Source organism: Polynucleobacter sp. MWH-UH35A (assembly GCF_018687075.1).
Taxonomy (GTDB): domain Bacteria; phylum Pseudomonadota; class Gammaproteobacteria; order Burkholderiales; family Burkholderiaceae; genus Polynucleobacter.
In genome coordinates, this window is the sequence record NZ_CP061285.1 from 43,203 (window position 1) to 64,380 (window position 21,178).

Below are 21,178 nucleotides of genomic sequence, written 5' to 3' on the forward strand. Positions count from 1 at the left end.
TGATGAAACGATCAGACGCTGGTGTGTAACCCCAACTGGAAACAGTTGGTTTTTATGGAGTTAAACCGTGCCTTTGAATGTACAAGACAAAAAAGCGATTGTTGCTGATGTCGGCGCTCAATTGGCTGGAGCCCAAACTGTCGTGCTCGCTGAATACCGTGGTATTCCAGTAGAGCAATTGACAAAGCTACGTGCTAGCGCACGTGACCAAGGTGTATATCTTCGCGTTTTGAAGAACACATTGGCACGTCGTGCTGCACAAGGCACTCAGTTTGAGCCCCTTGCTGATTCGATGGTTGGCCCCTTGATTTATGGCATCTCTGCTGATCCGATTGCTTCGGCAAAAGTATTGCAGAACTTTGCTAAAACTCAAGATCAGCTAGTCATTAAAGCTGGCTTATATAACGGCAAATTGTTAGATGTTGCAGGCGTAAAAGCCCTCGCGACAATTCCAAGCCGCGACGAGTTGTTATCTCAGTTGTTAGGTGTGATGTTGGCACCGGTATCTGCGATGGCTCGCGTATTGGGCGCAGTAGCAGCACAAAAGGCAGTTGGAGCACCTGCTCCCGTAGCCGAAGCCCCAGCACCTGCAGAAGCAGCAGCCCCAGCAGCAGTAGCCGCTGAAGCCGCTCCAGAAGCAGCCGCTGAGCCTGCAGCCGCAACCCCAGAAGCTGGAACAGAAGCAAACGAAACCCCTGCCGCTGAATAAGCGACAGATCAACTATTTAAGTATTAGGAGCTAAAAATGGCGATTACTAAAGAAGAAATCATTGATGCAGTAGGTAGCATGTCCGTTATGGATTTGAACGACTTGGTTAAAGCGTTCGAAGAGAAGTTTGGTGTTTCAGCTGCAGCGATGGCTGTTGCTGGTCCTGCAGGTGCTGGCGGTGGTGATGCTGGTGGTGCAGAGCAAACTGAGTTCACAGTGAACCTCGTTGAAGCCGGCGCAAACAAAGTTTCAGTAATTAAAGCAGTTCGCGAAATTACTGGTCTTGGCTTGAAAGAGGCTAAGGACTTGGTTGACGGTGCACCGAAGCCAGTTAAAGAAGGCGTTGACAAGAAAACTGCTGAAGAAGCTAAGAAGAAGCTTGAAGAAGCTGGCGCTAAAGCAGAACTCAAGTAATACATACAATGCTGGCGCCTCCCACAAAGGGGCGTTAGCCATGTTGGGTTTGACCTCTAGAGGTCAAACCCGATTTCATTTCTGATTGAAATCGGGTTTGCCTTCTGATACGACTGCAGAATGCAAGTTTGGTCGGACACTAGATCGAAACGGTTTAGTGTTGTCCGCCAGTGATTGGTAGTGGCCAATCGCCAAATCTTTGTACAGTCGCTGAATTCGGAGATGAAATGAACTATAGCTTCACCGAACGCAAGCGAGTCCGTAAAAGCTTTGCTAAGCGAGTAAACAACCACCAGGTTCCTTACCTGATCGCAACGCAGCTGGAGTCCTACGCTAAATTTTTACAGGCTGATAAGCCGGCTACTTCTCGTATTAATGAGGGATTACAAGCCGCCTTTACTTCAGCATTTCCAATTGTGTCCAACAACGGTTATGCACGTATGGAATACGTGTCTTATCAGTTGTCACAGCCACCGTTTGACGTTAAAGAATGTCAACAACGCGGTTACACATACCACTCTGCCTTACGCGCAAAAGTTCGCTTGATTATTTATGATCGCGAAGCGCCTACTAAGGTTAAAGAGGTAAAAGAGAGCGAAGTCTACATGGGTGAAATTCCACTCATGACAGAAAATGGCTCTTTTGTGATTAATGGCACTGAGCGCGTGATCGTTTCTCAGTTGCATCGTTCCCCAGGCGTGTTCTTTGAACACGATAAGGGTAAGACACATAGCTCAGGTAAGTTGCTGTTCTCAGCACGCATCATTCCTTACCGTGGTTCATGGCTCGATTTCGAGTTTGATCCAAAAGACATTCTCTATTTCCGCGTTGACCGTCGTCGTAAGATGCCTGTCACCATTTTGCTCAAAGCAATTGGTTTAAACAACGAACAGATTCTTGCGAACTTCTTTAACTTTGACCATTTCTCCTTGACTGCTAATGGCGGCTCAATGGAATTTGTGCCAGAGCGTTTGCGTGGCCAGTTGGCTAGCTTTGATGTGCTCGATAAGAATGGCGTTGTAGTCATTCAAAAAGACAAGCGTATCAATGCAAAACACATCCGCGAACTCGAAGCTGCAAAAACAAAAACAATCGCTGTACCAGATGACTATTTAATTGGTCGTGTAGTTGCACGCAATATTGTTGATCCTGATTCCGGTGAAATCTTGGCCTACGCTAATGATGAAATCACTGAAGAGTTGTTGGCGACATTGCGCGATGCAGGTATCAAGCAATTAGAAACCATCTACACCAACGATTTGGATTCTGGTGCGTACATTTCACAGACATTGCGTACTGATGAAACTGCTGATCAAATGGCTGCTCGTATTGCCATCTACCGCATGATGCGCCCTGGTGAGCCTCCAACAGAGGATGCTGTTGAAGCCTTGTTCCAGCGCTTGTTCTACAGCGAAGATACTTACGATTTGTCACGCGTTGGCCGTATGAAGGTCAACAGCCGTTTGAACCGTCCAGAAATGGAAGGCCCAATGGTTCTGTCAAACGAAGATATTCTCGACACCATTAAATCCCTCGTAGATTTGCGTAACGGCAAAGGCGAAGTAGATGATATCGATCACTTAGGTAATCGTCGTGTGCGTTGCGTTGGCGAATTGGCAGAAAACCAATTCCGTGCTGGTTTGTCACGTGTTGAGCGTGCGGTTAAAGAGCGTCTCGGCCAAGCCGAAACAGAAAACCTCATGCCGCATGACTTGATTAACAGTAAGCCAATCTCTTCTGCGATTCGTGAGTTCTTCGGTTCTTCACAGCTGTCCCAGTTTATGGACCAAACCAACCCACTCTCAGAGATCACGCACAAGCGTCGTATCTCTGCATTGGGACCTGGTGGCTTGACACGCGAGCGTGCAGGTTTCGAAGTGCGCGACGTGCATCCAACTCACTACGGACGTGTTTGCCCGATCGAAACTCCAGAAGGACCAAACATTGGTTTGATCAACTCACTCGCCTTATTTGCGCGTTTGAATGAGCATGGTTTCCTTGAGACTCCATACCGCAAGGTTTCCAATAGCAAGGTAAGCGATGAAGTGGTTTACCTCTCTGCAATTGAAGAAGCGAAGTATGTGATTGCGCAGGCGAATGCAACGATCGACAAGAGCGGTAAATTGGCCGACGAATTGGTTTCAGCGCGTCAAGCTGGTGAAACCATGATGGTTAGCCCAGAGCGCATCGATTTCATTGACGTTGCTCCTAGCCAGATCGTTTCTGCCGCTGCTTCACTCGTTCCATTCTTAGAGCACGATGATGCGAACCGTGCGTTGATGGGTGCGAACATGCAGCGTCAAGCAGTTCCTTGCTTGCGTCCAGATAAGCCGTTAGTTGGTACTGGTTTAGAGCGTATTGTTGCGGTTGACTCCGGCACTGTTGTATTAGCAGCCCGTGGCGGTATTGTTGATTACGTTGATGCGAATCGTGTTGTGATTCGTGTGAACGATGACGAGACTGCAGCCGGTGAGGTTGGTGTGGATATTTACAACCTCATCAAGTACACCCGTTCAAACCAAAACACCAACATCAACCAACGTCCAATCGTGAAAGTTGGCGATCGTGTTGCCCGTGGCGACGTAGTTGCTGACGGTGCCTCTACCGATTTGGGCGAATTGGCTTTGGGTCAAAACATGACTGTGGCATTTATGCCATGGAACGGTTACAACTTCGAAGACTCCATCTTGATCTCTGAGAAAGTTGTTGCTGACGACCGCTACACCTCTATTCATATTGAAGAGTTGTCAGTAGTTGCTCGTGATACCAAGCTTGGTTCAGAAGAAATTACTCGCGATATCTCCAATTTGGCTGAGTCACAACTCTCCCGTTTGGATGAGAGCGGTATTGTGTACATCGGTGCGGAAGTTGAAGCTGGTGACGTATTGGTTGGTAAGGTAACTCCAAAGGGTGAGACAACTCTCACTCCTGAAGAGAAGCTTCTCCGTGCGATCTTCGGTGAAAAAGCATCTGACGTAAAAGACACTTCTTTGCGCGTTCCATCAGGCATGATCGGTACTGTTATTGACGTTCAAGTCTTCACCCGTGAAGGTATTGAGCGCGATGCCCGTGCCCAGTCCATTATTCAGGAAGAATTGCAACGCTATCGTTTGGACTTAAACGACCAGTTGCGTATTGTTGAAGGCGACGCCTTCATGCGTTTAGAAAAACTGTTGATTGGCAAAGTCGCCAATGGCGGTCCTAAGAAATTAGCTAAAGGCACCAAGATCGACAAGGATTACCTTGCTGATTTGGATAAATACCATTGGTTTGATATTCGTCCAGCAGATGATGAAGTTGCTTCACAAGTTGAAGCGATTAAATCTTCTATCGAAGCGAAACGTAAACAGTTTGATGAAGCCTTCGAAGAGAAGCGCACCAAACTTACCCAGGGCGATGATTTGCAACCTGGTGTAACGAAGATGGTTAAGGTGTACTTGGCTGTTAAGCGTCGCTTGCAGCCTGGCGATAAGATGGCCGGTCGTCACGGTAATAAGGGTGTGGTTTCTAAAATCGCTCCAGCGGAAGACATGCCATTTATGGCTGACGGACGCCCTGTTGACATCGTCTTGAACCCATTGGGTGTTCCTTCCCGTATGAACGTTGGCCAGATCTTGGAAACCCACTTAGGTTGGGCTGCTCAAGGTATTGGTAAGCGTATCGACGAGATGGTTCGTCAACAAGCTAAACAAGCTGAGTTACGTAAGTTCCTCAAGCAGCTTTACAACGAAACAGGCCGCATTGAAGATATCGACAACTTCACTGACGAGCAAATCACAGTATTGGCTGAGAATCTCCGCCAGGGCTTGCCATTTGCAACTCCAGTGTTTGACGGTGCTACAGAAGCCGAAATCGGACGCATGCTCGAGTTGGCTTATCCAGAAGAGGTAGCAACTTCTTTGAAGATGACTCCTTCACGTCAGCAAATGATTTTGTGCGACGGTCGTACTGGCGATCAGTTTGAGCGTCCAGTAACTGTTGGCGTAATGCACGTCTTGAAACTCCACCATTTGGTCGATGACAAGATGCATGCACGTTCAACAGGACCATACTCCTTAGTAACGCAACAGCCATTGGGCGGTAAAGCTCAGTTCGGTGGTCAGCGCTTTGGTGAGATGGAAGTCTGGGCCCTCGAAGCATACGGTGCTTCATATGTCTTGCAGGAAATGCTGACAGTGAAGTCCGATGACGTCGCAGGCCGTACCAAGGTTTACGAAAACATCGTCAAGGGCGAGCACACGATTGATGCTGGCATGCCCGAATCCTTCAACGTGCTGGTAAAAGAAATCCGTTCGTTGGGTATTGACATTGACATGGAGCGCAACTGATATGAAAGCATTGCTCGATTTATTTAAGCAAACGCAGGGTGATGAGCAGTTTGATGTCATCAAAATTGGCCTCGCATCTCCTGAGAAAATTCGCTCATGGTCTTTTGGTGAAGTACGCAAACCAGAAACCATCAACTACCGGACTTTTAAGCCCGAGCGTGATGGTTTGTTCTGCGCCAAGATTTTTGGACCTACCAAAGACTACGAGTGCTTATGCGGCAAGTACAAGCGCTTAAAGTTCCGTGGCGTTATCTGCGAGAAGTGCGGCGTTGAAGTTACTCTCGCTAAGGTACGTCGTGAGCGCATGGGCCACATTGAATTGGCAGCCCCTGTTGCGCACATCTGGTTCTTGAAGTCGCTCCCATCCCGTTTGGGTATGGTTCTCGATATGACATTGCGTGATATCGAGCGCGTTCTTTACTTTGAAGCATATGTTGTAGTTGATCCTGGCATGACTCCTGAGGGCGCAATGAAGCGCGGTCAGATCATGTCTGAAGATGAGTACATTGCTAAGACTGAAGAGTATGGTGACGGTGCATTTACTGCCATCATGGGCGCTGAAGGTATTCGTGATCTCTTGCGTTCGATTGATATCGATCGCGAAGTTGAGACCATTCGTGCTGACTTGAAAGCGACTGGTAGTGATGCCAAGATCAAAAAATACGCTAAGCGCTTAAAAGTGCTTGAGGCGTTCCAGACTTCAGGCATTAAGCCTGACTGGATGATCATGGAAGTATTGCCAGTATTGCCTCCTGAATTGCGCCCATTGGTGCCATTGGATGGCGGTCGCTTTGCAACCTCCGATTTGAACGACCTCTATCGTCGCGTGATTAACCGTAACAACCGTTTGAAGCGTTTGTTAGAGTTGCGCGCTCCAGAGATCATCGTTCGTAACGAAAAACGTATGTTGCAAGAAGCGGTTGACTCATTGCTCGACAACGGTCGTCGCGGTAAGGCTATGACTGGCGCTAACAAGCGTCCTCTCAAGTCCTTGGCTGAGATGATTAAAGGTAAGAGCGGTCGTTTCCGTCAAAACTTGTTGGGCAAACGCGTTGACTACTCTGGACGTTCAGTCATCGTGGTTGGCCCTACATTGAAATTGCATCAATGCGGCTTACCAAAATTGATGGCTTTGGAATTGTTCAAGCCATTCATTTTCAACAAGCTTGAAACTTTAGGTATCGCAACCACGATTAAGGCTGCGAAGAAAGAAGTTGAAAGTCAGACGCCAATCGTTTGGGACATTCTCGAAGAAGTGATTCGTGAACATCCAATCATGTTGAACCGTGCGCCTACATTGCACCGTCTCGGTATTCAGGCTTTCGAGCCAATGCTGATTGAAGGTAAAGCAATCCAATTGCACCCATTAGTCTGCGCAGCATTTAACGCCGACTTTGACGGTGACCAAATGGCGGTTCACGTTCCTTTGTCGCTCGAAGCGCAAATGGAAGCACGTACATTGATGTTGGCTTCCAACAACGTATTGTTCCCAGCTAACGGCGAGCCATCTATTGTTCCTTCGCAGGACGTGGTGTTGGGTCTGTACTACGCTACGCGTGACAAGATCAACGGTAAAGGCGAAGGCATGGTTTTCGCCAACATTACTGAAGTAGTGCGTGCATACGAAGCGGGCCAAGTTGAATTGGCTTCTCGTGTTGCAGTACGTATTACTGAGTATGAGGTGGTGGACAAGAAGGCAGAAGGCGATGCGCGTTTTGCTGAAAAGACCAAGATCTATCAAACATCCGTTGGCCGTGCAATCTTGTCTGAGATTTTGCCTAAAGGCATGTCTTTCGAGGAAATTAACAAGCCTTTGAAGAAAAAAGAAATCTCCCGCTTGATTAACACATCATTCCGTAAGTGCGGTTTGCGTGAAACAGTGATTTTTGCTGACCGCCTCTTGCAGTCTGGTTTCCGTTTGGCAACGAATGCTGGTATCTCTGTTGCGATCGACGATATGTTGATTCCAACGTCTAAAGATCACATCATTACTGAAGCTTCATCAAAGGTTAAAGAGTATGACAAGCAGTTCATGTCAGGCTTGGTAACCAATCAAGAGCGTTATAACAACGTGGTTGATATTTGGGGCGCTGCCGGTGACCAAGTTGGTAAGGCGATGATGGACGAGTTGTCACACGTTGACGTACTCGACCGTAACGGCAAAACTGTGCGTCAAGAATCCTTTAACTCCATCTACATGATGGCGGATTCCGGTGCGCGTGGATCTGCGGCGCAGATTCGTCAGTTGGCTGGTATGCGTGGTTTGATGGCTAAGCCTGATGGTTCCATCATTGAAACCCCAATTACTGCGAACTTCCGCGAAGGTTTGAACGTGTTGCAGTACTTCATTTCAACTCACGGTGCTCGTAAAGGTCTAGCTGATACAGCGTTAAAGACAGCAAACTCTGGTTACTTAACACGTCGTTTGTGTGACGTAACTCAAGACCTCGTGGTTATTGAAGAAGATTGCGGCGCAACTTCTGGCGTAACAATGAAAGCGCTTGTTGAAGGCGGCGAAATTATCGAAGCATTGCGTGACCGTATTTTGGGTCGTGTATGTATCGGTGACATCGTTCATCCTGACACACAAGAAGTTATCGTTCCTAACGACACCTTGCTCGACGAAGATCATGTTGATCAAATCGTGGCATTGGGTATCGATGAAGTTAAAGTTCGCACAGTATTGTCTTGCTTAACTCGCTTCGGCTTGTGCGCGAAGTGCTACGGACGTGACTTAGGTCGCGGCGGTTTGGTGAACGTTGGTGAGGCGGTTGGTGTTATCGCTGCTCAGTCCATCGGTGAGCCAGGCACACAGTTGACTATGCGTACCTTCCACATTGGTGGTGCAGCGTCACGTGCATTAGTTGCAAGCAATATTGAAGCTAAATCCAATGGTGCATTGAAGTTCTCCGGCACGATGCGTGTTGTGAAGAACGCGAAGGGTGAGCAGATCGTGATTTCACGTTCAGGCGAAGCCTTGATCGTTGACGAAAACGGTCGTGAGCGTGAGCGCCATAAAGTACCTTACGGTGCAACCCTCTTGTTGAAAGAGGATGCAGCGGTTAAGGCCGGCGCAAGCTTGGCAACCTGGGATCCATTAACACGTCCAATCATTTCTGAGTATGCTGGTATTGCTCGTTTTGATAACGTTGAAGAAGGTGTAACGGTTGCTAAACAGGTTGACGAAGTTACCGGCCTTTCCACTTTGGTGGTGATTGACGGTAAGCGTCGTTCTGCAGCAAGCAAAGGCGTTCGCCCAGTGATCAATTTGATTGATGACAAGGGCAATGACGTCATGATCGCTGGCACTGATCATCCAGTAAACATTGGCCTCCAAGTGGGCGCCTTGATTACTGTTAAAGATGGTCAGAAGGTCGAAGTGGGTGAAGTATTGGCGCGTATTCCAATCGAATCACAAAAGACTCGCGACATTACCGGTGGCTTGCCACGCGTTGCAGAATTGTTCGAGGCACGTTCACCAAAAGATGCAGCTGTATTGGCGAAAGTTACTGGAACAGTTTCCTTCGGTAAAGAAACCAAAGGTAAACAGCGTTTGGTAATTACCGATATGGACGGTGAAGCTAATGAATTCTTGATTCCTAAAGAGAAACAAGTTCTCGTTCACGACGGTCAAGTTGTGAACAAGGGCGAGATGATTGTGGAAGGCCCTGCCGATCCACATGACATCTTGACTCTCAAAGGTATCGAAGAGTTGGCCATCTACATCGTTGACGAAGTTCAGGACGTTTATCGTCTCCAGGGCGTGAAGATCAATGACAAGCACATTGAAGTGATCGTGCGTCAGATGTTGCGTCGTGTTCAGGTAACTGATCCAGGCGACACATCATTCATCACTGGTGAACAAGTGGAGCGTTCTAAGTTGTATGACGCTAACGACGCTGTGATTGCCCAAGGTAAGCACCCAGCTCAGTTCGATAACGTGTTGCTAGGTATTACGAAGGCATCCTTGTCGACCGACAGCTTCATTTCAGCGGCTTCTTTCCAAGAAACCACTCGCGTATTGACCGAAGCCGCAATTATGGGCAAAACCGATACGCTCCGTGGCCTCAAGGAAAACGTCATTATTGGTCGCCTGATTCCTGCTGGTACCGGCTTGTCTTATCGTCGTGCACGCAAGGTCAGAGAGCAATTTGAACGTGATCGCGCTCAAATGATTGCCGCTGAAGAGGAGGCAATGGCCAATATGCCTGTGGAAGTCGAGGCCGAAGTCGTTGCTCCTACTGGGGAGGCTGATCCGAGCTAATTTGGTAATTCTGGCCAGAAATGGCCAGTTTTTTCCTTCAAGGTTGACGGAAAAGGCTGGCCAAGCTAGAATGCTGAGTTCTACTGATTCAGAAGAGGGTCTTTTTGACCTAGGATTTGTCTAAGTCATTGATTTTCTTGAAGAAAGCAACAAAGAAGTACTAACCGAGCTATTTTATGCCAACAATTAATCAACTATTACGCAAGCCAAGAACAAGGCTTACCGTTAAAAGCAAGAGCCCTGCGCTGCAAAACAGCCCGCAGCGCCGTGGTGTTTGTACACGTGTGTACACCACTACTCCTAAAAAGCCTAACTCTGCGCTGCGTAAAGTAGCCAAAGTTCGCTTAACCAATGGTTTTGAAGTCATTTCATACATTGGTGGTGAAGGCCATAACCTCCAGGAACACTCAGTAGTGTTGATCCGCGGTGGTCGTGTAAAGGACTTGCCAGGTGTGCGTTATCACATCGTTCGCGGTTCTTTGGACTTACAAGGCGTTAAAGATCGTAAGCAGGCCCGTTCTAAATACGGTGCTAAGCGCGCTAAGAAAGCTGCTTAATTTTTCTGTCATTAAGCAGTTGTAGGATTGGTAGTAGGACAGTGCAGTAAGTCATTTTTGTCAGACTCAAAAGGCAAGTAAGTGGCTGTTCCGTTTAGAAATTTTTCTAAATAGTAGGACAGCCGGAGTGGGTGTTCCATGTTGGTCACCCCTAACTGAACTGAAGGAGTAGTTATGCCACGTCGTCGTGAAGTTCCCAAACGGGAAATTTTGCCGGATCCAAAATTCGGTAATGTAGAAGTAGCTAAATTCATGAACGTCCTCATGTTGGACGGCAAGAAATCGGTTGCAGAGCGTATCGTTTACGGTGCCTTTGATCACATCGAGAAAAAAGCAAATAAAGAACCACTAGAAATTTTTTCAACAGCCATGGGTAACGTTAAGCCAATGGTTGAGGTAAAGAGCCGTCGTGTTGGCGGTGCTAACTATCAAGTTCCTGTTGAAGTTCGTCCATCACGTCGTTCCGCTTTGGCAATGCGCTGGTTGCGTGAAGCCGCTAAGAAGCGTGGCGAGAAATCAATGGCTCAACGTTTAGCCAACGAATTATTAGAGGCTGCTGAAGGTCGTGGCGGCGCAATGAAGAAGCGTGAAGAAGTTCACCGTATGGCAGAAGCTAATAAAGCTTTCTCACATTTCCGCTTCTAATCAAATAGTCAAGAAAAGGCACCAACAGTGGCACGTAAAACCCCTATCGACAAATACCGCAATATCGGTATTTCTGCGCACATTGACGCAGGTAAAACAACAACTACAGAACGCGTTTTGTTCTACACCGGTGTTAATCACAAGATTGGTGAAGTTCATGACGGCGCTGCAACCATGGACTGGATGGAGCAAGAGCAAGAGCGTGGCATCACGATTACCTCTGCTGCTACTACAACATTCTGGAAGGGTATGGCAGGCAATATGCCAGAGCACCGTATCAATATTATTGATACCCCAGGACACGTAGACTTCACTATTGAGGTTGAGCGTTCAATGCGCGTTTTAGATGGCGCTTGCATGGTTTACTGTGCGGTAGGTGGTGTACAGCCTCAGTCTGAAACAGTTTGGCGTCAAGCTAACAAGTACCAAGTTCCACGTTTAGCGTTTGTTAACAAGATGGACCGTACTGGCGCGAACTTCTTCAAAGTTTACGAACAGATGAGAACTCGCCTCAAAGCGAATCCAATCTTGATTCAAATTCCTATCGGTGCTGAAGAAAACTTCAAAGGCGTTATTGATCTAGTAAAGATGAAGGCCGTCATTTGGGATGAGGCTTCACAAGGTACTAAGTTCACTTACGAAGATATTCCTGCTGAGTTGCAAGCGTCTGCTGAAGAATGGCGCGAAAAAATGCTCGAAGCTGCGGCAGAAAGCTCAGAAGAGTTGATGGAAAAATATCTCGGCGGCGAAGGCTTGACCGAAGAAGAAATCAAAAAAGCATTGCGTCAACGTACCATTGCAAATGAAATCGTTCCAATGTTGTGCGGAACAGCATTTAAAAACAAAGGCGTTCAGGCGATGTTAGATGCTGTAGTTGAGTTGCTGCCTTCCCCATTAGACGTTCCTCCAGTTCCATGTGAATTAGAAGACGGTACACCTGCAGTTCGTAAAGCATCTGACGATGAGAAATTCTCAGCATTGGCATTTAAGATCATGACCGACCCATTTGTTGGTCAGCTCATCTTCTTCCGCGTTTACTCAGGTGTAATGAAATCTGGCGATACGATCTACAACCCAATCAAGGGTAAAAAAGAACGTGTTGGTCGTTTGCTGCAAATGCACGCAAATGAACGTGAAGAGATTAAAGAAGTTTTTGCGGGCGACATCGCTGCAGCTGTTGGTTTGAAAGACGCAACTACTGGCGAAACATTGTGTGATCCAGACAGCATCGTTGTCTTGGAGCGCATGGTATTCCCAGAGCCAGTGATCTCCCAAGCTGTTGAGCCAAAGACAAAAGCTGACCAAGAGAAAATGGGCCTTGCTTTAAACCGTTTGGCACAAGAAGACCCTTCTTTCCGCGTGAAGACTGATGAAGAGTCAGGCCAAACCATTATTTCCGGTATGGGCGAGCTCCACTTGGAAATTTTGGTTGATCGCATGAAGCGTGAATTTGGTGTTGAAGCAACTGTTGGTAAGCCACAAGTTGCCTACCGCGAAACTATTCGCAAGGTTTGCGAAGAGATCGAAGGTAAATTCGTTAAGCAGTCTGGTGGTCGTGGTCAGTATGGACACGTGGTCTTGAAGCTCGAGCCACAAGAGCCAGGCAAAGGTTTTGAATTCGTTGATGCAATTAAGGGCGGTGTTGTTCCTCGCGAATATATCCCTGCAGTTGAAAAAGGCATTATCGAAACATTGAACTCCGGTATTTTGGCTGGCTACCCAGTTGTAGATATCAAAGCAACTTTGTTCTTCGGTTCATACCATGACGTTGACTCCAATGAAAACGCATTTAAGATGGCGGGTTCTATGGCATTCAAAGACGGTATGCGCAAGGCAGCCCCTGTGTTGCTTGAGCCGATGATGGCTGTTGAAGTAGAAACACCAGAAGATTTCATGGGCAACGTAATGGGTGACCTCTCATCACGTCGCGGTATTTTGCAAGGTATGGATGACATTCCAGGCGGCGGCAAGATCGTTCGTGCTGAAGTGCCATTGGCAGAGATGTTTGGTTACTCAACTGGCTTGCGCTCGTTGACCCAAGGTCGCGCTACTTACACCATGGAATTTAAGCATTATTCCGAAGCACCGAAGAACGTTGCTGAAGCAGTTATGGCTGCTAAAGCGAAGTAATTTATCCACATTAATTTTGAATATTGACTAGCTAAAGAAGGCAGACAAAAATGGCAAAAGAAAAATTCGAGCGGACAAAACCGCACGTAAACGTAGGCACCATCGGTCACGTTGACCACGGTAAAACTACTTTGACAGCAGCAATCGCAACCGTGCTTTCTAAAGCATTCGGTGGCGAAGCAAAAGCATACGATCAGATCGATGCTGCTCCAGAAGAAAAAGCCCGTGGTATTACGATTAATACTGCACACGTTGAGTACGAGACTGCAAATCGTCACTACGCTCACGTTGACTGCCCAGGACATGCTGACTACGTCAAGAACATGATTACTGGTGCTGCTCAGATGGACGGTGCTATTTTGGTATGTTCTGCTGCTGACGGCCCAATGCCACAAACTCGTGAGCACATCCTCTTGGCACGCCAAGTGGGCGTTCCTTACATCGTCGTGTTCTTGAACAAGTGCGACATGGTTGATGACGCTGAATTGTTAGAACTCGTTGAAATGGAAGTTCGTGAGCTTTTGTCTAAGTACAACTTCCCTGGCGATGACACACCAATCATCCAAGGTTCTGCTAAGTTAGCCTTAGAAGGCGACGAAGGCAAATTGGGTAAAGAAGCCATCATGAAATTGGCTGAAGCCCTTGACTCTTACATCCCAACTCCAGAGCGTGCTGTTGACGGCGCGTTCTTGATGCCAGTAGAAGACGTGTTCTCTATCTCCGGTCGCGGTACTGTAGTAACCGGTCGTATCGAGCGCGGCATCATCAAAGTGGGCGAAGAGATCGAAATCATTGGTATCAAACCAACCCTCAAGACCACTTGTACTGGTGTTGAAATGTTCCGCAAATTGCTCGACCAAGGTCAAGCAGGCGATAACGTGGGTATCTTGTTACGCGGTACAAAACGTGAAGAAGTTGAGCGCGGCCAAGTATTGGCTAAGCCAGGTTCAATCACTCCACATACTCACTTTACAGCCGAGGTTTACATCTTGGGTAAAGATGAAGGTGGCCGTCATACTCCATTCTTTAACAACTATCGTCCACAGTTCTACTTCCGCACTACGGACGTAACTGGTTCAATCGAGTTGCCAAAAGACAAAGAAATGGTGATGCCTGGTGATAACGTAACCATTACCGTAAAACTCATCGCTCCTATCGCGATGGAAGAAGGTTTACGTTTTGCGATCCGTGAAGGTGGCCGTACTGTTGGCGCCGGCGTGGTTGCAAAGATTTTGGCTTAAGTAGTAAACAGATTTAAGAAGTAGAAGTAAATAATATTTAGCGGTTTGCTAACCGGTGACATCAGTGCTGCTGATGTCACCGTGCTCTTTAGTTTTATAACGTGGCAGCACCACAACGCTCTTTGGAATTAATATGCAAAACCAAAAAATTCGTATTCGCCTTAAAGCATTTGATTACCGTTTGATTGACCAGTCTGCGGCTGAAATCGTTGATACAGCTAAGCGTACTGGTGCGGTGGTTAAGGGTCCAGTGCCTTTGCCAACCCGTATCGAGCGTTTTGATATCTTGCGTTCACCACACGTGAACAAGACATCTCGCGATCAGTTAGAGATCCGTACCCATCTCCGTTTGATGGATATCGTTGATCCTACAGAGAAAACCGTAGATGCTTTGATGAAATTAGACCTCCCAGCAGGCGTGGACGTCGAAATTAAGTTGCAGTAATTTGTTGTTTCCGGTCTTTTTGCTTGTCAAGATCGGTATTTCGGGATAGAATCTAAGGCTTCGCTCAATAATTTGGGCGAAAATCTTGGTTTTATCAGCATTAAAAACGTTGTAAGTTATTGATTTAGAAGTACTTTTACTTGTAAATCACTTAAATTAATTTTGCCGACCAATCGAAGTCGGCGTGGAGCATGAATATGAGCTTAGGCTTAATCGGCCGCAAGGTCGGCATGACCCGTCTATTTACGGACGAAGGGGAAGCGATTCCTGTCACCGTAATCGACGTGAGTGACAACAGAGTCGCTCAAATCAAGACCCAGGCAACTGATGGCTATGACGCTATCCAGTTGGCACATGGCACACGTAGAGCTACTCGCGTTACCAAAGCAATGGCTGGTCACTTCGCTAAAGCAGGAGTGATGGCTGGTAACGCTCTCAACGAATTCCAATTAGATGCAGCAAAAATCGCAGAAATGACACCAGGACAAGTAATTCCTGCTGACACTGCGTTTACTGCTGGTCAAAAGGTGGACGTACAAGGCGTATCTATCGGTAAGGGCTACGCAGGCACCATCAAGCGTTATCACTTCGCTTCTGGTCGTGCATCCCACGGTAACTCACGTTCACATAACGTACCAGGCTCAATCGGTATGGCGCAAGATCCAGGTCGTGTTTTCCCTGGTAAGCGTATGACCGGTCACTTGGGTGACGTTACACGTACAGTTCAAAATTTAGTCATCGCACGCATTGATGCAGAACGCAATCTCATCATGGTTAAAGGCGCTATTCCAGGCGCCCTAGGCGGTAAAGTTATTGTTACTCCAGCGGTGAAGACACCGTTGAAGAAGAAATAAGGAGAGCGAATATGGAACTTAAGCTTCTCCAGGACAACGGTACTTTAGGTGCAGGCGTACAAGCTTCACCAGAAGTATTCGAACGTGAATATAACGAAGCATTGGTACACCAAGTTGTAGTGGCGTACCAAGCGAATGCACGTAGCGGTAACCGTGCACAAAAAGACCGTGAGCAAGTTAAGCACACAACCAAGAAACCTTGGCGTCAAAAAGGCACTGGTCGTGCCCGTGCTGGTATGAGCTCTTCCCCGCTGTGGCGTGGAGGTGGTCGTATATTCCCGAATTCTCCAGAAGAGAATTTCAGCCAAAAAGTAAACAAGAAAATGTATCGCGCTGGTATGAGATCTATTTTGTCTCAATTAGCTCGCGAAGGTCGTTTGAATGTTGTTGATCAATTCAATCTTGATGCTCCAAAGACTAAAGTTTTAGCTGAAAAAGTGAAAGCAATGGGCTTGGATTCAGTCTTGATCATCGTTGATCAAGTTAGCGAGAATTTGTACTTGGCATCACGTAACTTGCATAAAGTTGCCGTGGTTGAGCCACAGCACGCTGATCCATTAGCTTTGGTTCAATACAAAAAAGTATTGGTAAGCAAAGCAGCGATCGCAAAAATTGAGGAGTTGCTGAAATGAGCCAAGTCCGTAAAAACGATCACAACCTGATGAAGGTTCTGCTTGGTCCCGTTATTTCTGAGAAAGCAACTATGGTTGCAGAGAAAAACGAACAAGTAGTTTTCCAAGTTGCTCGCGACGCTAACAAGACCGACGTGAAACAAGCAGTTGAATTGCTCTTCAAAGTGCAAGTTGACTCAGTTCAAATCGTGAATCAAAAAGGTAAGCCAAAGCGCTATGGCCGTTTTGAAGGTCGTCGTGACCACGCTAAGAAGGCCTATGTGAATTTGAAGCCAGGTCAAGAAATTAACTTTGAAGCGGAGGCGAATTAATCATGCCTTTGATGAAGACAAAACCGACCTCACCAGGTCGTCGTTCAATGGTCAAGGTGGTAAATCCTGACCTGCACAAAGGTAAGCCTTTTGCAGCGTTGGTAGAGCCACAATTCCAAAAAGCGGGTCGTAACAATAATGGTCATATCACTACCCGTCATAAGGGTGGTGGTCATAAGCATCACTATCGTGTTGTTGACTTTAAACGCAACGACAAAGATGGCATTCCAGCAAAAGTTGAGCGCTTGGAATACGATCCAAACCGCAGTGCAAATATTGCATTGATCGTGTTTGCTGATGGCGAGCGTCGTTACATCCCTGCCGCTAAAGGCATGACCGTTGGCCAAGCAATCATGAATGGCTCTGAAGCGCCAATCAAATCTGGTAATAACTTGCCTATTCGTAATATTCCAGTTGGTAGCACTATTCACTGTGTAGAAATCATGCCAGGCAAAGGTGCGCAAGTTGCGCGTTCCGCCGGTGGTTCAGCAGTATTGTTGGCTCGTGAGGGTGTATACGCTCAAGTGCGTTTGCGCTCCGGTGAAGTTCGCCGTGTTCTGATTGAGTGCCGCGCCACTATTGGTGAAGTTGGTAACGAAGAGCACAGCTTGCGTCAAATTGGTAAAGCAGGTGCAAATCGCTGGCGTGGTATTCGCCCAACCGTTCGCGGTGTGGCAATGAACCCAGTAGATCACCCACACGGTGGTGGTGAAGGTAGAACTGGCGAAGGCCGCGTACCTGTATCTCCATGGGGCACTCCAACCAAAGGTTATCGCACACGTCGCAATAAGCGTACAACTTCGATGATCGTTCAACGTCGTCAAAAACGTTAAGCGATAAGGATAAATAGATATGACACGTTCAGCTAAAAAAGGCCCATTCTGCGACGCCAGCTTAGTAAAAAAAGTTGAAGTTGCTCAAGCCAACAAAGACAAGAAGCCGATCAAAACTTGGTCACGCCGTTCAACAATCCTCCCAGACTTTATTGGTCTGACGATTGCTGTACATAACGGTCGTCAACACGTTCCGGTATATGTATCAGAAAACATGGTGGGTCATAAGTTAGGCGAATTTGCCTTGACCCGTACTTTCAAAGGTCACGCTGCTGACAAGAAAGTAACGAAGAAGTAAGGGGATGATGATGGAAGTTAAAGCTATTCACAAGGGTGCCCGCATTTCTGCGCAAAAGACACGTTTGGTCGCAGACCAAATCCGTGGTTTGCCGATTGCTCGCGCATTAAACATTTTGAACTTCAGCCCCAAGAAAGCTGCCTTCATTGTGAAAAAAGTGGTTGAGTCCGCAGTGGCCAATGCTGAACACAATAAAGGTGCCGACATTGATGAGCTCAAGGTTTCAGCAATTATTGTTGATAAAGGCACTTCATTGAAGCGCTTTACCGCACGCGCTAAGGGTCGTGGCAATCAAATTGAAAAACAAACTTGTCACATTAGCGTGACCTTGAGTAACTAAGGAAATATATGGGCCAAAAGATAAACCCCACCGGATTCCGACTCGCGGTAACGAAGAATTGGACATCACGTTGGTATGCAAACAATACTGACTTCGCAAAGATGCTGAAAGAGGACGTAGATGTCCGCAGCTATTTGAAGAAGAAGTTGAAAAATGCTTCCGTAAGCAAAGTGGTGATCGAGCGTCCTGCGAAGAATGCACGCATCACTATTTATAGCTCACGTCCAGGCGTTGTAATTGGTAAAAAGGGCGAGGATATTGAAGTGCTCCGCCGCGAATTACAAAAGCGTATGGGCGTTCCTGTTCATGTGAACATCGAAGAAATTCGCAAGCCAGAAGTTGATGCGCAATTGATTGCTGACTCTATTACTCAACAGTTAGAGAAGCGCATTATGTTCCGTCGTGCAATGAAGCGTGCAATGCAAAATGCAATGCGTCTTGGCGCACAAGGTATCAAGATCATGTCATCAGGTCGTTTGAACGGTGCTGAGATTGCTCGTCGCGAATGGTACCGTGAAGGTCGCGTTCCACTTCATACATTGAAGGCTGATATTGATTACGCAACTTCTGAAGCGGAAACAACATACGGCATCATCGGTGTAAAAGTTTGGGTATACAAAGGTGACACATTGGGTCGTGGTGCAGAAGCTCAAGTTGCCGCACAAGCTACTGAACCAGCTGCCGAAGAAAAGAAAACTCGTCGTGCTCCAAGCAAGACAGCTGCTCGTAAACCAGCCGCTGGCACAGACAAGCCATTAGTTGCTGCTAAACCAGCAGTAAAGCGTGTGCGTAAGGTTGAAACACCTGCCGCAGATACGCAGAAGTCAGGAGAGTAAGCATGCTACAACCAAAGCGTCGCAAGTATCGTAAGGAACAAAAAGGCCGTAACACTGGCGTGGCAACACGCGGTAGTTCTGTAGCCTTTGGTGACTTTGGATTGAAGGCCGTTGGCCGTGGTCGTTTGACTGCTCGTCAAATTGAGTCAGCACGTCGTGCAATGACTCGTCACATTAAACGTGGTGGCCGTATTTGGATTCGCATTTTCCCAGATAAGCCAATTTCACAAAAACCTGCTGAAGTACGTATGGGTAACGGTAAAGGTAACCCAGAGTACTACGTAGCTGAAATTCAACCAGGCAAAGTGCTCTACGAGATGGACGGTGTTGATGAGCAATTGGCGCGCGAAGCTTTCAAGCTGGCTGCTGCTAAGTTGCCTTTACAGACCACTTTCGTGATTCGCCACTTAGGTTGATCGGGATAGAGATTATGAAAAATACAGAATTAGCTTCAAAAGATCTGAACGCTTTGAATGCAGAGTTGACCGAGTTGCTTAAGACCGGTTTTAAGCTCCGCATGCAAAAAGGTACTCAGCAACTCACAAATACCAGCCAATTGGGTAAAAATAAGCGCGATATCGCTCGTGTGAAGACTTTTATCGCCCAAAAGACTGCACAGAAATAAGGAAAAAGGGATATGACAGAATTATCTAAACCCTTGCGCCGTACCCTCGTGGGACGTGTTGTTAGCGACAAAATGCAAAAAACTGTGACGGTGTTGGTTGAGCGTCAAGTTAAGCATCCAGTGATTGGTAAGTATGTTGGCCAGTCTAAAAAGTACCATGCGCATGACGAAGCTGGCACATATAAGATGGGTGATACCGTTGAAATTGCTGAATCTAAGCCAATTTCACGCACTAAATCTTGGGTTGTGACCCGTTTGGTTGAGGCTTCAAAGGGTATTTAAAGAAATATTCGGGATTTTGGCGAAGATTCTTCCCAAATCCCTGTTTTACGTAGTAGAATAGAAGGCTTCTCTAGTTTTATTGGAGAAGCAGTGTTTTTCATTAATTCCGGGTTTTAGCTTTCGTTAAAGCCCATAGACGGAACCAAGACTGTTTGCCTTTGGCTAATAAGTTGGGGATTAGAAATGATACAAACCGAAAGTAGATTACAGGTTGCCGATAACACAGGCGCTAGTGAAGTGTTGTGCATCAAGGTATTAGGCGGCTCTAAGCGTCGTTACGCCAGTATCGGTGATGTCATCAAAGTCAGCGTTAAGTCTGCTGCTCCACGTGGCCGTGTAAAAAAAGGTGATATTTATAACGCTGTTGTTGTAAGAACAGCTAAGGGTGTTCGCCGTCCAGATGGTTCATTGATTAAGTTCGATGGCAACGCTGCGGTATTGCTCAACGCTAAGTTAGAGCCAATTGGCACACGTATCTTTGGACCAGTAACGCGTGAGTTGCGTACTGAAAAGTTCATGAAGATCGTTTCTCTCGCCCCCGAAGTTATTTAAGAGGCTGATATGAAAAAGATTCGTAAAGGTGATTCCGTAGTTCTGTTGACTGGCCGCGATAAGGGCAAGCAAGGAACTGTTACTGCCGTTCTCGAGAACAAGTTAGTGATCGAAGGCGTAAATATTTACAAAAAGAGCGTTAAGCCAAATCCAGCGGCCGGTGTTACTGGCGGCATGATTGACAAGACGATGCCTGTTCACATTTCTAATGTGGCTTTGGTTGACGGTAACGGCAAACCATCACGTGTTGGTATCAAACTCGTTGACGGTAAAAAGCAGCGTTTCCTCAAAACTACTGGCGCAACTTTAAGCGCATAAGGGGCACGGAGAAATTATGAGCACACGTTTTCAAGAACACTATCAATCTAAAGTAGTTGCAGATTTGATCACCAAATTTGGTTACAAATCTGTAATGGAAGTTCCACGTATCACCAAAGTTACCCTGAACATGGGCTTGGGCGATGCAGTGAACGACAAGAAAATTATCGAAAATGCAGTTGGCGATTTAACTAAGGTTGCAGGTCAAAAGCCAGTGGTAACTAAAGCTAAAAAAGCGATTGCAGGTTTCAAGATTCGTCAAGGCTATCCAATCGGTGCCATGGTGACATTGCGTGGTGCACGCATGTACGAATTTTTGGATCGTTTCGTTACTGTTGCATTGCCACGCGTACGCGACTTCCGCGGTATTTCTGGTAAAGCATTTGACGGCCGCGGCAACTACAACATCGGCGTTAAAGAACAGATCATTTTCCCTGAAATCGAATACGACAAAATTGATGCCCTCCGTGGTCTCAATATCAGTATTACGACGACTGCTAAAACCGACGAAGAAGCAAAAGCTTTGTTGGCGGCATTCAAATTCCCTTTCCGCAATTAAGAGGC

22 protein-coding genes are annotated in these 21,178 nt (G+C 46.9%); all 22 read left to right on the plus strand.

Features of this window, described 5'->3' with window-relative positions:
• Positions 1 to 67: 67 nt before the first annotated feature.
• The 22 genes from rplJ to rplE all read left to right on the plus strand — a co-directional run bounded on the left by rplJ (position 68) and on the right by rplE (position 21,173).
• The gene (rplJ, locus tag ICV36_RS00260) at positions 68 to 709 is read left to right on the plus strand and encodes a 50S ribosomal protein L10 (RefSeq protein WP_215400587.1); all 642 of its coding nucleotides are present in this window, start codon (positions 68 to 70) and stop codon (positions 707 to 709) included.
• 36 nt (positions 710 to 745) lie between these two features.
• Positions 746 to 1,123 (plus strand): 50S ribosomal protein L7/L12, encoded by a 378-nt coding sequence (rplL, locus tag ICV36_RS00265; RefSeq protein ID WP_215400588.1) that lies wholly within the window; start codon positions 746 to 748, stop codon positions 1,121 to 1,123.
• Positions 1,124 to 1,350: 227 nt separating this feature from the next.
• Complete coding sequence (rpoB, locus tag ICV36_RS00270) at positions 1,351 to 5,451, plus strand: DNA-directed RNA polymerase subunit beta (RefSeq protein ID WP_215400589.1); 4,101 nt, start codon at positions 1,351 to 1,353, stop codon at positions 5,449 to 5,451.
• Between the two features lies 1 nt (position 5,452).
• Positions 5,453 to 9,715 carry a DNA-directed RNA polymerase subunit beta' gene (gene rpoC / locus ICV36_RS00275; RefSeq protein WP_215400590.1) on the plus strand — a complete coding sequence of 1,421 codons (4,263 nt, stop codon included), beginning with the start codon at positions 5,453 to 5,455 and terminating at the stop codon, positions 9,713 to 9,715.
• A gap of 176 nt (positions 9,716 to 9,891) precedes the next feature.
• Positions 9,892 to 10,272 (plus strand): 30S ribosomal protein S12, encoded by a 381-nt coding sequence (gene rpsL / locus ICV36_RS00280; RefSeq protein ID WP_068947691.1) that lies wholly within the window; start codon positions 9,892 to 9,894, stop codon positions 10,270 to 10,272.
• 174 nt (positions 10,273 to 10,446) lie between these two features.
• Positions 10,447 to 10,917 carry a 30S ribosomal protein S7 gene (gene rpsG / locus ICV36_RS00285; RefSeq protein ID WP_068320103.1) on the plus strand — a complete coding sequence of 157 codons (471 nt, stop codon included), beginning with the start codon at positions 10,447 to 10,449 and terminating at the stop codon, positions 10,915 to 10,917.
• A gap of 27 nt (positions 10,918 to 10,944) precedes the next feature.
• Positions 10,945 to 13,047, plus strand: coding sequence for an elongation factor G (gene fusA, locus ICV36_RS00290; RefSeq protein WP_215400591.1), 2,103 nt, complete (start codon positions 10,945 to 10,947; stop codon positions 13,045 to 13,047).
• 50 nt (positions 13,048 to 13,097) lie between these two features.
• On the plus strand, positions 13,098 to 14,288 hold the full coding sequence (tuf, locus tag ICV36_RS00295) for an elongation factor Tu (protein WP_068320082.1): 1,191 nt from the start codon (positions 13,098 to 13,100) through the stop codon (positions 14,286 to 14,288).
• Positions 14,289 to 14,421: 133 nt separating this feature from the next.
• The gene (rpsJ, locus tag ICV36_RS00300; protein WP_011901899.1) at positions 14,422 to 14,733 is read left to right on the plus strand and encodes a 30S ribosomal protein S10; all 312 of its coding nucleotides are present in this window, start codon (positions 14,422 to 14,424) and stop codon (positions 14,731 to 14,733) included.
• A 197-nt stretch (positions 14,734 to 14,930) separates the two neighbouring features.
• The gene (gene rplC, locus ICV36_RS00305) at positions 14,931 to 15,587 is read left to right on the plus strand and encodes a 50S ribosomal protein L3 (RefSeq protein ID WP_215401499.1); all 657 of its coding nucleotides are present in this window, start codon (positions 14,931 to 14,933) and stop codon (positions 15,585 to 15,587) included.
• Positions 15,588 to 15,598: 11 nt separating this feature from the next.
• On the plus strand, positions 15,599 to 16,219 hold the full coding sequence (gene rplD / locus ICV36_RS00310; RefSeq protein ID WP_114639433.1) for a 50S ribosomal protein L4: 621 nt from the start codon (positions 15,599 to 15,601) through the stop codon (positions 16,217 to 16,219).
• A complete protein-coding gene (gene rplW, locus ICV36_RS00315; protein ID WP_215400592.1) occupies positions 16,216 to 16,530 on the plus strand; it encodes a 50S ribosomal protein L23 in 315 nt (104 codons plus the stop codon). Before rplD ends, rplW begins: the two co-directional genes overlap by 4 nt.
• A 2-nt stretch (positions 16,531 to 16,532) precedes the next feature.
• Entirely contained in the window at positions 16,533 to 17,363 is an 831-nt protein-coding gene (gene rplB / locus ICV36_RS00320; protein ID WP_215400593.1) for a 50S ribosomal protein L2, read from the plus strand.
• A gap of 19 nt (positions 17,364 to 17,382) precedes the next feature.
• Positions 17,383 to 17,661 carry a 30S ribosomal protein S19 gene (gene rpsS / locus ICV36_RS00325; RefSeq protein ID WP_011901904.1) on the plus strand — a complete coding sequence of 93 codons (279 nt, stop codon included), beginning with the start codon at positions 17,383 to 17,385 and terminating at the stop codon, positions 17,659 to 17,661.
• Between the two features lie 7 nt (positions 17,662 to 17,668).
• Positions 17,669 to 18,001, plus strand: coding sequence for a 50S ribosomal protein L22 (gene rplV / locus ICV36_RS00330; protein WP_198929325.1), 333 nt, complete (start codon positions 17,669 to 17,671; stop codon positions 17,999 to 18,001).
• An 8-nt stretch (positions 18,002 to 18,009) separates the two neighbouring features.
• Entirely contained in the window at positions 18,010 to 18,837 is an 828-nt protein-coding gene (rpsC, locus tag ICV36_RS00335; RefSeq protein WP_215400594.1) for a 30S ribosomal protein S3, read from the plus strand.
• Positions 18,838 to 18,839: 2 nt separating this feature from the next.
• Complete coding sequence (rplP, locus tag ICV36_RS00340) at positions 18,840 to 19,253, plus strand: 50S ribosomal protein L16 (protein WP_011901907.1); 414 nt, start codon at positions 18,840 to 18,842, stop codon at positions 19,251 to 19,253.
• Positions 19,254 to 19,267: 14 nt separating this feature from the next.
• A complete protein-coding gene (rpmC, locus tag ICV36_RS00345; protein ID WP_068320118.1) occupies positions 19,268 to 19,462 on the plus strand; it encodes a 50S ribosomal protein L29 in 195 nt (64 codons plus the stop codon).
• A gap of 12 nt (positions 19,463 to 19,474) precedes the next feature.
• Positions 19,475 to 19,744: a 30S ribosomal protein S17 gene (rpsQ, locus tag ICV36_RS00350; protein ID WP_011901909.1), complete on the plus strand. Its 270-nt coding sequence runs from the start codon at positions 19,475 to 19,477 to the stop codon at positions 19,742 to 19,744.
• Positions 19,745 to 19,927: 183 nt separating this feature from the next.
• Positions 19,928 to 20,296 (plus strand): 50S ribosomal protein L14, encoded by a 369-nt coding sequence (gene rplN, locus ICV36_RS00355; RefSeq protein ID WP_072582069.1) that lies wholly within the window; start codon positions 19,928 to 19,930, stop codon positions 20,294 to 20,296.
• A 9-nt stretch (positions 20,297 to 20,305) separates the two neighbouring features.
• A complete protein-coding gene (gene rplX, locus ICV36_RS00360; RefSeq protein ID WP_015420242.1) occupies positions 20,306 to 20,614 on the plus strand; it encodes a 50S ribosomal protein L24 in 309 nt (102 codons plus the stop codon).
• 16 nt (positions 20,615 to 20,630) lie between these two features.
• On the plus strand, positions 20,631 to 21,173 hold the full coding sequence (gene rplE, locus ICV36_RS00365) for a 50S ribosomal protein L5 (protein ID WP_215400595.1): 543 nt from the start codon (positions 20,631 to 20,633) through the stop codon (positions 21,171 to 21,173).
• The last annotated feature ends 5 nt before the right edge of the window (positions 21,174 to 21,178 follow it).